Consider the following 12,992-nt stretch of genomic DNA (forward strand, 5'->3'; position numbering starts at 1 on the left):
GGATTTTTTGCTTAGTTCTTCTTTTTGTTGAGAAAATCCCACGGCGAGTTTGCCGGCTGCGTGATGGTGTCCGGCACCACATCGATATCCACCACTTCCGCCTTGCGCAGCGCGTAGCCCGACTGGATGACGCTGGCGCCGTCGAGAATGAAGAGCTGACTTTTCTCCATGCCCGGCTTCAGGGCACCGGTAACGGAAACCGGCTGGTAAGCCTTCGACATCCTGTAGGGATGCGCAGGCGTGACGAGGACGATCTGATTGGGCGGCGGCGTCGGCATGTGGCTGCACGCACCCGTCCACGGTACCAGCAGGAACTGGTAGACGAGATCGCCCTCGCGATCGACCGGCAGCGCGTACCCCGCCAGTTGGACGGTCTTGTCCCGCAGATTGAGAGACAGCGTCTCGCCATGATCAGGCATTTTTGCCGCGATCATCGGCAAACCGACACTTTCTGCAGCGGGCTGGGTCGCCGGACGCAGATCCTTCCAGAATATCCGCGCGGCTTCGGCGGAAGCGCTGCCCGCCGCGATGGAAATCAGCACGGCCCCCAGCGCCGCTGTCGATTTGAGTCGATTGCTCATCGTGTGCTCTCCATTTGACAGGAGTAAAGCTGCCGTCGCCGTCAGCGTCAACGTTCGAGCCGCATCACATGCCGGCGCGAGCCGGCCATGCCGATCTCGTGGAATCCGCGGGCCACGAAAATGTCTCGGAAGCCCATGAAACGGTAACTCGGCGATGCCTGGTCGACCGGATAGGCCTCGATCGTCCTGGCGCCTTTGGCGAAGGCGTGATCGATGGCCGCGTCGAGCAGTGCGGTTGCCAGCCCTCGGCTGCGCAATGCCCTCGGCACATAGAAGCAGACGATCGACCAGACGCCCGCCTGGCTGTCGTCCTGTTGCGGCGACAGCTTGCGGTAGGTCTCGCGCGGCGCCACCGAGCACCAGCCTATTGTCTTGCCTTCCGCATGAGCGACAATGCCGACCGGTGTGCCGGCCGCGATGAGCGCCATCATGGCGCGTTTCCTCTCATCGTTGCCCAGGTGCTCACGGTTATCGAGATTGCGCCAGGCCATGCACCAGCAATATTTCGGGCCGCCCGCCTGTTCGAACAGATTTTCGAAATCGGCGCGCGTCGATCGCGTCACCTCAGTAAAGAGGATTTCGCCCCAATCAGCCTTTCCTGGCGAGCCGCTCGAGCGTTTTGGCATCGGAAAGTTCCCTTGCAGCATCCTTGCCGATCCAGCGCGCCGTCTTGTCGGTCGAAACAGCCAGCTTTTGTGCCAGGGCAAGGGCAGCGCCGTGCAAATTCATCGATCGCTTGCCGATCGAACGAAGCGCCCAGTTCACCGCCTTCTTCACAAAATTGCGGCCGTCGGTGGCGTGCACTTCGATGATCGACAGGAAGTCGAGAAAGGTCGCCTCTGGTTCATTCTTCCGGTGGACCACCGACCAGGCCATCATGGCAAAAGCCGTGCGTCGAACGAATTCCCGTTCGTCGACTGCGAATTCGGCGATCAGTTCCCTCCAGCAATCAGTATCGACAAAGAGATCGGAGACGCCGTCGACGATATCCCAGGAGTCGAAAGTCGCCGCCCATCGTCTTGCATCCGCGGCAGTGAACCGCTTCGGATCGGCCGTGACGGAAGCGATGAACTGCGCTTCCACGATGCCTGTCTGCCATAGCTCGAAGGCACGCTCATGGTTGCGCTTGATTTTCTTGGCAATCTGCCGCTGCACGCCATGCGAGATACCGAGCGCACGTTCGATCTTGATGCCGTAGCGCAGCATGCCAAGGCGGTTCTCCTCGGAGCCGACCGAGCGCAGGTGGTCGACAATTTCCTCGGCGCTGGCTTGAGGCGACAGCTCGGCCACGACAATACCTACTTTTCCAATCGCGCCAGCAAAGAGGACGTGTCCCAGCGTTTGCCGCCCATCCCCTGCACATCCTTGTAGAATTGGTCGACAAGTGCCGTCACCGGCAGCTTGGCGCCATTGCGGTCGGCCTCCGCCAGGCAGATGCCGAGGTCCTTGCGCATCCAGTCGACAGCGAAGCCGAAATCATATTTGCCGGCATTCATCGTCTTGTGGCGGTTCTCCATCTGCCATGAGCCGGCCGCTCCCTTCGAGATCACCTCGATGACTATCTCGATGTCGAGCCCGGCCTTCTTGCCGAAATGGATGCCTTCGGCCAGCCCTTGGAGAAGACCGGCGATACAGATTTGGTTGATCATCTTGGTGAGCTGGCCCGAGCCGGCCGGGCCCATCAGCCCGACCATACGGGCATAGGCATCGATGACAAGCTTCGCCTGTTCGAAAGCTTTCTGTTCGCCGCCGACCATGACGGTCAGCACGCCATTTTCGGCGCCGGCCTGACCGCCGGACACTGGTGCGTCGAGGAACGAGAAACCGCCCAATACCGCCTTCTCGGCCAGTTCGCGCGCGACTTCAGCGGAGGCCGTGGTGTTGTCGATGAAGACGGCCCCCTTCTTCATCGTCTGGAACGCACCCTCGGCTCCAATCGTCACCGCACGCAGGTCGTCGTCATTGCCAACGCAGGAAAAGACAAAATCCTTGCCGTCGGCCGCTTCTGCCGGCGTGTTGGCGGCACTCCCGCCATGCTGGGCAACCCATTGCTCCGCCTTTGCCTTGGTGCGGTTGTAGACGGTGACGTCGTGGCCGCCCTTGTTCCTGAGATGTCCGGCCATTGGATAGCCCATGACGCCAAGACCGAGAAATGCCACGGATGCCATATTCGAATCCCTTCAAGCCGTGTTTTCCGGCCTTCTTAGCGGATCGGGCAAAGCTATGGGAGTCAGCGGTGCAGGTGGATGGTAATACGCCGTTCTATCCACTCGACCGCGTGGCGGAGTATCTCGACAATGATCAGATAGATGATCGCCGCCCAGATATAGGACTGGAAGTCGAAAGTGCGCGAATAGGTGAGCTTCGTAATGCCCATCAGATCATAGACGGTGATGAGGGCCACGATGGCAGAGCCTTTGATCATCAGGATGATCTCATTGCCATAGGGACGCAGCGCCACGATCAGCGCCTGTGGCAGGATGATCTTGCGCAGTGTTTGCAGTTTGTGCAGGCCAAGCGAGGCAGCGCCTTCCCACTGACCCCTGGGGACGCTCTCGATTGCGCCACGCAGGATCTCTGCCTGATAGGCTGCCGTATTGAGGGTGAACGAGAAAATGGCGCAGTACCAGGCTTCGCGAAAAAAGCCCCACAGGCCGACAGCTTCAAGTGCCGGTCGAAACGAACCCACTCCATAGTAGATAAGAAAGACTTGTGTCAAAAGCGGAGTGCCGCGGAAGAAGTAGACATAAGCGTAGGCAAAGCTGGACAGGATCCGGTTCCTGGACATCCGCGCGTAGGCGACAGGAACTGAAAGGACGGCTCCCAACACGATCGACACAGCGACAAGCGTGAGAGTCACGCCCAGGCCAGAGATGTAGCCCGGGACGTATTTTTGGAAGAGTTCGGAATTCCAAGCCTCGACCAAGTATACAATCATGCCGATGCCGAGCACGATCCAGAGACCGACCAACGCATACCCCAATACACGTTGCCGAGACCAGCCGCGCGGTATTGCTGGCGGTTTTTCGACCTTGGTCGCCACGTCGGCTGCTGCCGCGCTCATCGCTGCACCTGTTGTCGGCCAACCCTGCGTTCAATGGCATTGATGCCGAAGGACGAGATGATGGCGAGGAGCAGATAGATAAGAGCAGCGACCCCAAAAAACAGGAATGCGTGCTTGGTGACGCGGGCGGCAACGCCCGCTTGCCGCAATATGTCGGCAAGACCGATGGCGGAAACCAGCGCTGTATCCTTGAGCAGGATGAGCCACAGATTGGCAAGGCCCGGCAGGGCAATACGAATAAGCTGCGGCAGCACCACCAGTCGCATCGTCTGCCAGCCCGACAGGCCAACCGAATAGCCGCCCTCATACTGTCCCTTCGGGATGGCGCGGAACGCGGAGAGGAAGACCTCGCTGGCGTAGGACGAGAAGACGACGCCGAGCGCGATCATGCCGGAAACAAATGCGTTCACTTCGACCGCAGCGGTCGGGTCATACAGGCGCATCAACTGCTGGATGCCGATTTGCGCGCCGTAAAAGATCATGAACAAGGTCAGCAGCTCGGGCAATCCACGAAAGATCGTGGTGTAGATATTGCCGGCCAGCCGCAGCGACGGCTCATTGGACTGCTTGGCCAGTGCGACCAGAAAGCCGATCATCAGACCGACAGGCAGGGTCGCGGCAGCAAGCGAAACGGTGATGAAAACGCCGTAGGCAATGTCGTCGAGCCAGCCCTCGGGTCCCCAACTGAGCAGCGTCCAAACGCTTTGCATCCGCCTGCCTGTTCTCCTCTATGGGTTCTTTGAGAGCAGCGCGGCGTCACTCCTCCCGCGCCGCTCCTTGTGCGAACGGCGGGAATGTCCCGCCGTTCGCTGTCAATCCGGAAGGATTAGGACTCGCCGCCGTAGACATCGTACTTGAAGTACTTGTCGTTGATTTCCTTGTACTTTCCGTTGGCGCGGATGGCGTCGATCGCCTTATTGAACTGATTGACCAACTCGGTATCGCCCTTGCGTACCGCGATGCCGGCGCCCGGACCATGGATCTCGATATCGGGCGTGATCGCACCGATCAGCTTGCAGCAGGCGCCGTCCGGCGTGGCAAGCCAGCCTTCGAGAACAGTGATATCGTCGTTGACCGCATCAACGCGGCCATTAGCGAGATCGAGCTGGTATTCCTGCGCGGTCGGGTACGGCTTGATTGTACTATCGGTATAAACCTTGGTTGAATAATTGAAGTGGGTGGTGGACGCCTGCACGCCGATCGTCTTGCCGGCCAGGTCCTCCTTAGTCACGCCCTTGATGTCGCTGTCCTTGGGCGCGGCGATCGCCGGCGGCGTGTTGTAGTATTTGTTGGTGAAGTCGACCTTCTCGGCACGCTCCGGCGTGATCGACATCGAGGCGACGATGGCGTCGAACTTGCCGGCCTGAAGCGCCGGGATGATGCCGTCCCAGTCCTGCGCGACGAAAGTGCACTTCACCTTCATCTCGTCGCAAAGTGCCTTGGCGATATCGATATCGAAGCCCACGAGCTGGCCATCAGCGGTCAGGTTGTTGAACGGCGGATAGGCGCCCTCGGTGCCGATCCTCAAAGTTTTCTCCTGAGCCTGGGCAACGCCCAATGTCAGCAGCGCGGCCGATGCGGCGAGCGCTATTCGCAGTGCAGTACGCATGATGGTCCTCTCTGTATGTTCCCGGCCGTCGTTCCAAACGGCTCTGTGGGCGGTTCTTTTGACCGCCCGCTGACGCGATACTCCCATTCTTTCCCAAGAAAAAGCAACTGTAAAACCGCTGCTTGCGGGGTTTCGCATTCCCAGACAATGCTGACGTTGGGGCAGGCATACCAACGAGGAAATAGGGGGCGGCCGAATGCTCTTTCGGCAGACCCTCAGCGCGTCAAACCTGTCGCGCGCTCGATGAAGTCGGCTATCGATTTCGTGTCGTCTAGATCGAAGACAGGCACGCTTTCGTCCGCTATGGCGAAGTCGGCGGCGATGGCGACGATATGCGAATCATGTGCCGAAAGCAGTGCCCGGTCCTTAGTCTCCAGCCGCCGCGTTTCGATCTTGCTGTGCGCCTCGCGCTTGTAGCCTTCGACCAGAACGATGTCGGAGGTGCCGAGCCGCGACAGGATCGCCTCAAGCGTCGGCTCGTCCTCGCCGCGCAATTCGTGCATCAGCGCCCAGCGCCTGTCAGACACGATGGCGACTTCAGTGGCTCCGGCCTGCCGGTGGCGAAAACTGTCCGCCCCCGGTTTATCGATGTCGAAATCATGATGGGCGTGTTTCACCGTCGAGACTTTCCAGCCACGCCGAACGAGTTCGGCGACCAGCTTTTCGGTCAGTGTCGTCTTGCCGGAATTCTTCCAGCCGGTGATACCGAAGACGCGTCTCATCATGGCTTCATGCTCTGCAACAGACGTTCGGCCCGGGCAAGGTCGTCTGACGTGTTGATGTTGAAGAAAGGGTCGTGCAGATGGCCTCCCGAGATCAGCATCGGGAATTCCACATCGACAAAGTCATGCCGGTCGATGAAAGCGGAAACCCGCCTGACATCTTCATCGACCAGAAAACGCCTCAAGGCGTCGTGGAGCCCCAGCGGCCAGAGCGCGAATGTCGGATGCCGTTTGCCGCCGGAACAGGCGACGGCGATCGCGCCGGGACGTTCGTCGACTGCCGCGGCCAGCCGCTCGACCAGATTTTCGGGCAGGAACGGTGTATCGCCCGCAGCCGTGACAACTGCCTCACAGGCCGTGTTCGCGGCAGCCCATTCGAGGCCGGTCAGGATCCCGGCGAGCGGTCCGGCGAACCCTTTCACCGTATCGGCAACCACCGGAAGCCCAACCCCGGCAAACCGTGCCGGGTCGCCATTGGCGCTGAGCACCAGCGGACCGACCTGCACAGCAAAGCGCGCAACGACATGGTCCAGCAGGCTGCCGCCGCCGAGCGCAAGCAGGCCCTTGTCGCCGCCGCCCATCCGCCGCGACTGACCACCGGCCAGAATGACGCCGGCAATGTCTTTAGTCATCGTCTTTCGTCCAAGCGGTCACTCGCCGCGATCGGCAAGCTATATGCCGTCAGGCGCCATGTCGGGTCCAGCGCTTTCGGCGGCTGTCTTTCGCCGGCCGACGATCCGTTCGCGGTAGAGAGCGTAGAGGCCGGAACCGACAATGACGCCGGCGCCGAAGATCATCGGCAGGTCGGGGACGTCGCCGAAGATGAACAGGCCAAGCAGGATCGACCAGAGCAGGGCTGTGTAGCGGAATGGCGCGATGAACGAGATGTCGCCCTCCCGCATCGCCATGATGATGAACTGGTAACCGATGACCACTAGCACTGCCGCCAATGCCAGCAACGCCGTGCTTTCTCCCGACATCGGTGTCCACCCACCCATTGGCGAAAGCAGCGCCGCGCCGAGCACTGTCATGGCAAGTGCCGTGGCAGTCGACACCAGCAATGTCGGAATGGCTTGCGGTATCCGCTTGGTGGCGAGGTCACGCACCGCACAACAGGCGACACAGGCCAGCGCCAGCAGCGAATAGACACTGAATCCCTCGAAGCCGGGCCGCACGATAATCAGCACCCCGGCAAAGCCGATGGCGATGGCCAGCCAGCGCCGCCAGCCGACGCGTTCGTTGAACACAAGTGCTGCGCCCATCGTCACCGCCAGCGGCAGCGCCTGCAGCACGGCCGAGACGTTGGCGATCGGCAGATGCGCCAAAGCAACCAGGAACGACACAGTAGCGCCGGCTTCGCCGGCGACGCGCACCGCAACCATCGGCTGCAGCATCGAGCCGGGCAGGGCAAGCGCACCGCGTTGCCAGGCAAGCAGGCCTACGAAAAGCGAAGCGAAGGCGCCGCGGATCAGCATGACCTGCGCCATGTTGATGGATTCCGACGAGACTTTGGTGATCGCATCATTGAGGGTGAAACCAATCATGGCCACCACCATGAACAGCGCGCCGCGAACATTTGGGGAAAGAAGCAAAGGCGTTACCGATTGTGGCTTTGCATCAAGCCTGTAGCAGCCGGTCACAAGACAGCAACGTTAAAGAGCTGAGCCACAGCCTTTCGCGTGGCCCGCTACATCCTCCTCACAAGAGCGGCAGGATTTTTTCGGCGTTGTGACCGAGAAGATCAGCCGCCGGTGACGCTCATGTGCCGCGACACCGAGGGACGGTTGGTACGGCGGTCGATGATGAAATCATGGCCCTTCGGCTTGCGGCCAATGGCTTCATCGATGGCGTCGGCGACCAGCTCATTGCCTTCGGATGCACGCAACGGCGCGCGCAGATCGGCGGCATCCTCCTGGCCGAGGCACATATAGAGCGTGCCGGTGCAGGTCAGCCGGACGCGGTTGCAGCTTTCGCAGAAATTATGCGTCATCGGCGTGATGAAGCCGAGCCTGCCACCGGTCTCGGCGACATGGACGTAGCGGGCCGGACCACCGGTCTTGTAGGGGATGTCGGACAGCGTGAACTGCCGCTCCAGCGCTGCACGCAGCAGCGACAGCGGCAGATACTGGTCGGTACGGTCGGCGTCGATCTCGCCCATTGGCATGGTTTCGATGACCGTCAACTCCATGCCGCGGCCATGCGCCCAGTGCAGCATCTCCGGCAGCTCGGCGTCGTTGAAATCCTTCAGCGCCACCGCATTGAGCTTTACCTTCAGCCCCGCTGCCTGCGCAGCGTCGATGCCCTCCATGACCTTGTCGAGATTGCCCCAGCGGGTAATCTGGCGGAATTTTTCCGGGTCCAAGGTGTCCAGTGAGACGTTGATCCGCTTGACCCCGCAATCGGCGAGTTCAGCGGCAAAGCGCGAAAGCTGCGAGCCGTTGGTGGTCAGCGTCAGTTCTTCCAGAGCGCCGCTTTCGAGATGACGCGAAATCTGACGCACTAGATGCATGATGTTCTTGCGCACCAGCGGCTCGCCGCCGGTAAGACGCAGTTTCCTGACACCCTTTTCGATGAAAACCGTGCACAGCCGGTCGAGCTCTTCCAGCGACAGCAGATCCTTCTTTGGAAGGAACGCCATGTCCTCGGCCATGCAATAGGTGCAGCGGAAGTCGCAGCGGTCGGTGACCGACACCCTGAGATAGCTGATCGTGCGACCAAAAGGATCGATCATGTCCATGCTAGTGCATTTCCCGTGGCTGCGAACGGCATCGTTATATATGGCTATGTGATACGATCCAACCTGCCATTCAAGATAAGAAGTTTCGATCCTAGGTCACATCGCGCCACCGACAGATTGTGTCGGAAGTTTCGAAGCGGCCTTTTCCCGCTGCGCGAAGCGGAGTAGGGAAAGGACAGATGATGCGGGACCTATCACCATGACGGCGCCGAAGGAACTGAGGGTCTCGAAGGACCGCAGGCTGCTTACCGTGACGTTCCCTGACCATCAGCCGTTCGAGTTGCCGGCGGAGTTTCTGCGCGTTGCCTCGCCATCGGCCGAAGTGCAGGGCCATTCGCCCGAACAGCGTGTGACCGTTCCCGGCAAGCGCAACGTTGCGATCCTGAAGATCGAAGCAGTCGGCAACTATGCCGTCCGCATCACCTTCGACGATTTCCACGATACCGGCATCTTCACCTGGAATTACCTGCATACGCTGGGTCATGAGCAGGAGGCCCGCTGGAATGCCTACTTAGCCGAGCTGGCGGAAAAGGGCCTCAGCCGCGATCGTTAGCTGGCGGCCATCCTGTCGTCAGAACATCATGGATCGGGAGTAACGGCGGCTGGACTATCCGGAGGCAAGAATGTCCATCATAACCAGGGTCGAACAGCTCGAAGCGCTCTATGGCCTGCCCGGCGAGACCTCGCTGGTCAAGGAACTCGACCATGTGATTCCCGAGTACGCCGCCTTCATCGAGGCCTCGCCTTTTGCCGCGCTCGCGACCAGCGGGCCGGAAGGGCTGGATTGCTCGCCGCGCGGCGATCTCGCCGGCTTCGTTCGCATCCATGATCCGAAAACCCTGATGATGCCGGACCGGCGCGGCAACAACCGTGCCGATTCGCTAAAAAACATCATTCGCGATCCGCGCGTCGGCCTGTTGTTCCTGGTCCCAGGCTCCGGCACGACGCTGCGCGTCAACGGCCGCGCCCACATCACCACGGATGCCGCGCTCTGTGCCTCGTTCAGCGTCGACGGCAAGCCGGCGCGCTCGGTCACGGTCATCAAGGTCGATTCGGTCTATTTCCAGTGCGCTCGCGCCATTGTCCGGTCGGAACTGTGGAACCCGGCGAGGCATGTCGACCCAAAATCACTGCCGACACCCGGAAAGATCCTGGAAATCACCAGCCGGAAAGGCATCGACGGCGAGGCTTACGACAAGGAATGGCCGGAGCGCGCGAAAAAGTCTATGTGGTGAGCGGATCGTTCCGCGAGCTCCATCCTTTTGTTGAGCATCGGATTTTCCCAAAACCGGTTTCCCAGTTTGGGCCCGATGCTCCAGTCACGCTTCCTTGAGGACGTCGGCAATCTTGCGCATCTGCTCGCCGATCATGTCGCATTGCTCCGGCGTCGACTGGCTCATCGCTTTCTCGATCAGCGCCATATGGACCTTCAGCGCCTGCATCAGCAATTCCGTGCCGGCTTCGGTCAAGGTCAGCCGCAGCACCCGCTTGTCTTTCTGATCGCCTTCGCGGCGCAGCAGGCCGCGTGTTTCGAGTTGCGGCAGCAGCATGGTGATGTTGGAGCGGCCGACCAGCAGCCGGCGGGCGAGATCGTGCTGCGACATGCCGGGATGGCGGTAAAGGTTCATCAGCACGTCGAGCTGCGCCGGCTTCAGGTCCAGCGGCGCGAGCTTCGCCGCCAGCGTGCGCTCCAGCACATGGCAAGCGCGCGCCACCGCGACCCAGTTGCGAAAACGCGGGTTGTCCCAGGGCAGCTCTTGTTTAATGTTCATGTTTGAACTATTATGTTCATGCTTGAACGAATGGATGGATCGCCACTATGGCATCATTTGGGTTGAAGGTCATCCGGGGCGTGTTTGCCGCTGCCGAACACGTGGCTCCCCGCCTCACCGGGCGCGCGGCATTCGAACTGTTCTGCCGCACGCCGAACGCCAAGGTTCTCACCGACGGCGAGCGGCGCGCCGTCGACCGTGCCGCCGGCTTCATGGCCGAGGCGCGCCATCATCGGCTGAAGGCCAAAAACGGGTGCGTCATGGTGCATGAATTCAGGCCCGAGCCGGGCAGGCGGGCCGCCGGCACGGTGCTCGTCATCCATGGCTGGCGTTCGCGCACCGAATATATGCGCACGCTGATCGAAGGGTATCGCGACGCCGGTTACAAGGTTGTCTCGCTCGACTTGCCGGGCCATGGCCAATCGCAGGGCCGCCGGCTCACATTGGTCAGCGCTGTCGAAGCTGCACGCCTCACCGGCGAATGGTTTGGCCCGTTCGTGGCGGTCGTCGGCCATTCCTTCGGCGGTGCCGTCGCCGCCAATGCCGTAGTCGGTTCGGTCAAGAACATTCCGCCGCTGGCGGCCGAGCGGCTGGTGTTGATCGCGGCGCCGAGTTCCCTGCCGGCGATCTTCGATGATTTCAGCCGCATGCTCAGTGTCGGCCGACGCTCGCAGGCCGCCATGGCCGACCGGGTCGAACGTATCGCTGGCCGACCGCTGCACGAATTCGTCGGCGACCGCCAGCTTGCCAGCACGCCGGTGCCAACGCTGGTCATCCATGCGCCGGACGACCGCGAAGTGTCCGCCGACCATGCAAGGCTCTATGCTGGCGCCGGCGACCATGTGCGGCTTTACTGGGCCGATGGGCTCGGCCATCGCCGCATTCTCGCCGATAGGGGCGTAGTCGAGCGTGCGATCGGTTTTGTTGCCGAACACCGGGAACCGTCGCTGCTGCATTGACCTGATATCTTGTTTCTTCCTGTCCGAACACGAGTTCGGCCGCCATCATTTGTCACACCGTGTCGGTGCCAGCCAGGACCTTCCACGCCGCCATGGCCCCGGTCACCGTCGCAAGAAGGGCGGCGCGCGATGCGCCGTCGCGCGCCTGGATCGACATGCCGTGCTGCACCGTCGCATAGAAGGTCGCGGCAGTGCGGCAGTCGAAATTTTCCGGCAATTCGCCTTCCGCTACGCCACGTTCCAGCCGTCTCAGCAAAGCTGCGCGGCTTTCAGCGCGACGGCGGCGGAGGTCATCGCAAATGGCGCCGCGGCTTGAATCCTGGTGCAGCGCGCCGAGTGCGATCAGGCAGCCTTGCGGACGATCGGTCTGCGAATAGGCCTTGGCCGTCTGGCGCAGGAAGCGCTCGACCGCCTCGCGCGCTGTCGGCGCTTTTTCCAGTGCGGACCAGATATCGGTGCCTTCGACCTGCGTGTAGAGCTCGACCGCTTCGAGGAAGAGCGCTTCCTTGCTGCCGAAGGCGGCGTAGAGGCTGGGCGAGTTGATGCCCATCGCCGCGGTCAGCTCGCTCATCGATGCGCCCTCGTAACCCTTTGCCCAAAACACCTCCATTGCACGCCGCAAGGCAGCGGTTCGATCGAAGGTGCGGGGGCGGCCTCGTTCGGGCATGGCATCCTTTCTGTGTTGATTGATACATAAATCTGTTGACGCGCTCGGGCAAGCCTGGCAGACATTTATGTATCGATCATTACAAAAAAAGGAGAAACAAATGTCGTCGCAACACTTGAACGGCAAGGTCGCGCTCGTCACCGGCGGCAGCCGCGGCATCGGCGCAGCGATTGCGCGAAGGCTCGCGGCCGACGGCGCCAGCGTCGCACTCACTTACGTGACCGGTCAGGAGCAGGCCCGTGCTGTCGCCGAGGATATTCAGGCAGCCGGCGGCCGCGCCATTGCCCTCAAGGCCGACAATCGCGACGCCGCCGCAATCCAAGAGGCGGTCAGCGAGGCAGTGAGAGTTTTCGGGCGGCTCGACATCCTCGTCAACAGCGCCGGTATCTGGCGCGTCGCGCCGATCGACACGTTGGCGCTCGCCGACTTTGATGAAACTATGGAGGTCAATGTCAGAGCTCCGTTCGTGGCCTCCAAGGCGGCAGCCGCGCACATGGGCGAGGGTGGCAGGATCATCTCGATCGGCAGCAATCTGGCGGAGCGTGTCACCGACACCAGCCTCAGCGCCTACTCGGCCAGCAAGGCGGCGTTGGTCGGCTTGACCAAGGCATTGGCGCGCGACCTCGGTTCGCGCGGCATCACCGCCAACGTCGTTCATCCTGGCTCGACCGATACCGATATGAACCCCGCCAGTGGCCCGCACGCCGAGCACCAGCGACAGAAGATGGCGACGCCCCGCTTCGGCAAGGCTGAAGAAATCGCCGGCATGGTCGCCTGGCTGGCAGGTCCCGAAGGGCGCTTCGTGACAGGCGCCGCACTGACTATCGACGGCGGCGCCAACGCCTGACCCGTGCACTATTTCCCTGGAACCGGAGCGGACC

17 protein-coding genes are annotated in these 12,992 nt (G+C 61.4%); 4 read left to right on the plus strand and 13 right to left on the minus strand.

Going from position 1 to position 12,992, the window contains the following annotated elements; genetic code table 11:
* Positions 1–11 precede the first annotated feature (11 nt).
* The 11 genes from A9K68_RS18705 to moaA form a co-directional block, all read right to left on the minus strand.
* Positions 12–632 carry a DUF3299 domain-containing protein gene (locus A9K68_RS18705; RefSeq protein ID WP_246811186.1) on the minus strand — a complete coding sequence of 207 codons (621 nt, stop codon included), beginning with the start codon at positions 630–632 and terminating at the stop codon, positions 12–14.
* A complete protein-coding gene (locus tag A9K68_RS18710) occupies positions 629–1,207 on the minus strand; it encodes a GNAT family N-acetyltransferase (protein WP_065010012.1) in 579 nt (192 codons plus the stop codon). Before A9K68_RS18710 ends, A9K68_RS18705 begins: the two co-directional genes overlap by 4 nt.
* Positions 1,170–1,871, minus strand: a complete 702-nt coding sequence (locus A9K68_RS18715) for a DNA alkylation repair protein (protein WP_065010013.1) — start codon at positions 1,869–1,871, stop codon at positions 1,170–1,172. The genes A9K68_RS18710 and A9K68_RS18715 overlap by 38 nt, the downstream gene beginning before the upstream one ends.
* Before the next feature lie 8 nt (positions 1,872–1,879).
* Complete coding sequence (locus A9K68_RS18720) at positions 1,880–2,749, minus strand: NAD(P)-dependent oxidoreductase (RefSeq protein WP_065010014.1); 870 nt, start codon at positions 2,747–2,749, stop codon at positions 1,880–1,882.
* Between the two features lie 62 nt (positions 2,750–2,811).
* Positions 2,812–3,645 (minus strand): ABC transporter permease, encoded by an 834-nt coding sequence (locus A9K68_RS18725; RefSeq protein ID WP_065010015.1) that lies wholly within the window; start codon positions 3,643–3,645, stop codon positions 2,812–2,814.
* The gene (locus tag A9K68_RS18730; RefSeq protein ID WP_065010016.1) at positions 3,642–4,355 is read right to left on the minus strand and encodes an ABC transporter permease; all 714 of its coding nucleotides are present in this window, start codon (positions 4,353–4,355) and stop codon (positions 3,642–3,644) included. Before A9K68_RS18730 ends, A9K68_RS18725 begins: the two co-directional genes overlap by 4 nt.
* 116 nt (positions 4,356–4,471) lie before the next feature.
* Complete coding sequence (locus A9K68_RS18735) at positions 4,472–5,254, minus strand: ABC transporter substrate-binding protein (protein WP_029352520.1); 783 nt, start codon at positions 5,252–5,254, stop codon at positions 4,472–4,474.
* A gap of 215 nt (positions 5,255–5,469) precedes the next feature.
* A complete protein-coding gene (mobB, locus tag A9K68_RS18740) occupies positions 5,470–5,979 on the minus strand; it encodes a molybdopterin-guanine dinucleotide biosynthesis protein B (RefSeq protein WP_065010017.1) in 510 nt (169 codons plus the stop codon).
* Positions 5,976–6,608: a molybdenum cofactor guanylyltransferase MobA gene (gene mobA / locus A9K68_RS18745; protein WP_065010018.1), complete on the minus strand. Its 633-nt coding sequence runs from the start codon at positions 6,606–6,608 to the stop codon at positions 5,976–5,978. Before mobA ends, mobB begins: the two co-directional genes overlap by 4 nt.
* 39 nt (positions 6,609–6,647) lie before the next feature.
* The gene (locus tag A9K68_RS18750) at positions 6,648–7,568 is read right to left on the minus strand and encodes a DMT family transporter (RefSeq protein ID WP_065010058.1); all 921 of its coding nucleotides are present in this window, start codon (positions 7,566–7,568) and stop codon (positions 6,648–6,650) included.
* Between the two features lie 149 nt (positions 7,569–7,717).
* Positions 7,718–8,713: a GTP 3',8-cyclase MoaA gene (gene moaA, locus A9K68_RS18755; protein WP_065010019.1), complete on the minus strand. Its 996-nt coding sequence runs from the start codon at positions 8,711–8,713 to the stop codon at positions 7,718–7,720.
* 193 nt (positions 8,714–8,906) lie between these two features.
* Here moaA and A9K68_RS18760 point away from each other — a divergent pair, with 193 nt between their 5' ends.
* A complete protein-coding gene (locus A9K68_RS18760; RefSeq protein ID WP_203546933.1) occupies positions 8,907–9,266 on the plus strand; it encodes a DUF971 domain-containing protein in 360 nt (119 codons plus the stop codon).
* Positions 9,267–9,336: 70 nt separating this feature from the next.
* Complete coding sequence (locus A9K68_RS18765; RefSeq protein ID WP_065010021.1) at positions 9,337–9,948, plus strand: pyridoxamine 5'-phosphate oxidase family protein; 612 nt, start codon at positions 9,337–9,339, stop codon at positions 9,946–9,948.
* Positions 9,949–10,032: 84 nt separating this feature from the next.
* Here A9K68_RS18765 and A9K68_RS18770 read toward each other — a convergent pair whose 3' ends face one another.
* Positions 10,033–10,485 carry a MarR family transcriptional regulator gene (locus A9K68_RS18770; RefSeq protein WP_029352506.1) on the minus strand — a complete coding sequence of 151 codons (453 nt, stop codon included), beginning with the start codon at positions 10,483–10,485 and terminating at the stop codon, positions 10,033–10,035.
* 47 nt (positions 10,486–10,532) lie between these two features.
* Here A9K68_RS18770 and A9K68_RS18775 point away from each other — a divergent pair, with 47 nt between their 5' ends.
* Entirely contained in the window at positions 10,533–11,444 is a 912-nt protein-coding gene (locus A9K68_RS18775) for an alpha/beta fold hydrolase (protein ID WP_065010022.1), read from the plus strand.
* 52 nt (positions 11,445–11,496) lie between these two features.
* Here A9K68_RS18775 and A9K68_RS18780 read toward each other — a convergent pair whose 3' ends face one another.
* Entirely contained in the window at positions 11,497–12,111 is a 615-nt protein-coding gene (locus tag A9K68_RS18780; RefSeq protein WP_029352501.1) for a TetR/AcrR family transcriptional regulator, read from the minus strand.
* A gap of 100 nt (positions 12,112–12,211) precedes the next feature.
* Between A9K68_RS18780 and A9K68_RS18785 the strand changes: the two genes are divergently transcribed.
* Positions 12,212–12,958, plus strand: a complete 747-nt coding sequence (locus A9K68_RS18785) for a 3-oxoacyl-ACP reductase family protein (RefSeq protein WP_065010023.1) — start codon at positions 12,212–12,214, stop codon at positions 12,956–12,958.
* Positions 12,959–12,992: the final 34 nt, after the last annotated feature.

It is taken from the genome of Mesorhizobium sp. AA22 (assembly GCF_001672375.2).
Classification (GTDB): domain Bacteria; phylum Pseudomonadota; class Alphaproteobacteria; order Rhizobiales; family Rhizobiaceae; genus Mesorhizobium; species Mesorhizobium wenxiniae.

What these genes read in the sequence shown, in the direction of transcription:
- A9K68_RS18710 (WP_065010012.1), bottom strand. Translation starts at nt 1,207, where the DNA reads ATGCCAAAACGCTCGAGCGGCTCGCCAGGAAAGGCTGATTGGGGCGAA.
- A9K68_RS18720 (WP_065010014.1), bottom strand. Translation starts at nt 2,749, where the DNA reads ATGGCATCCGTGGCATTTCTCGGTCTTGGCGTCATGGGCTATCCAATG.
- A9K68_RS18725 (WP_065010015.1), bottom strand. Translation starts at nt 3,645, where the DNA reads ATGAGCGCGGCAGCAGCCGACGTGGCGACCAAGGTCGAAAAACCGCCA.
- A9K68_RS18730 (WP_065010016.1), bottom strand. Translation starts at nt 4,355, where the DNA reads ATGCAAAGCGTTTGGACGCTGCTCAGTTGGGGACCCGAGGGCTGGCTC.
- A9K68_RS18735 (WP_029352520.1), bottom strand. Translation starts at nt 5,254, where the DNA reads ATGCGTACTGCACTGCGAATAGCGCTCGCCGCATCGGCCGCGCTGCTG.
- mobB (WP_065010017.1), bottom strand. Translation starts at nt 5,979, where the DNA reads ATGATGAGACGCGTCTTCGGTATCACCGGCTGGAAGAATTCCGGCAAG.
- mobA (WP_065010018.1), bottom strand. Translation starts at nt 6,608, where the DNA reads ATGACTAAAGACATTGCCGGCGTCATTCTGGCCGGTGGTCAGTCGCGG.
- moaA (WP_065010019.1), bottom strand. Translation starts at nt 8,713, where the DNA reads ATGGACATGATCGATCCTTTTGGTCGCACGATCAGCTATCTCAGGGTG.
- A9K68_RS18765 (WP_065010021.1), top strand. Translation starts at nt 9,337, where the DNA reads ATGTCCATCATAACCAGGGTCGAACAGCTCGAAGCGCTCTATGGCCTG.
- A9K68_RS18770 (WP_029352506.1), bottom strand. Translation starts at nt 10,485, where the DNA reads ATGAACATTAAACAAGAGCTGCCCTGGGACAACCCGCGTTTTCGCAAC.
- A9K68_RS18775 (WP_065010022.1), top strand. Translation starts at nt 10,533, where the DNA reads ATGGCATCATTTGGGTTGAAGGTCATCCGGGGCGTGTTTGCCGCTGCC.
- A9K68_RS18780 (WP_029352501.1), bottom strand. Translation starts at nt 12,111, where the DNA reads ATGCCCGAACGAGGCCGCCCCCGCACCTTCGATCGAACCGCTGCCTTG.
- A9K68_RS18785 (WP_065010023.1), top strand. Translation starts at nt 12,212, where the DNA reads ATGTCGTCGCAACACTTGAACGGCAAGGTCGCGCTCGTCACCGGCGGC.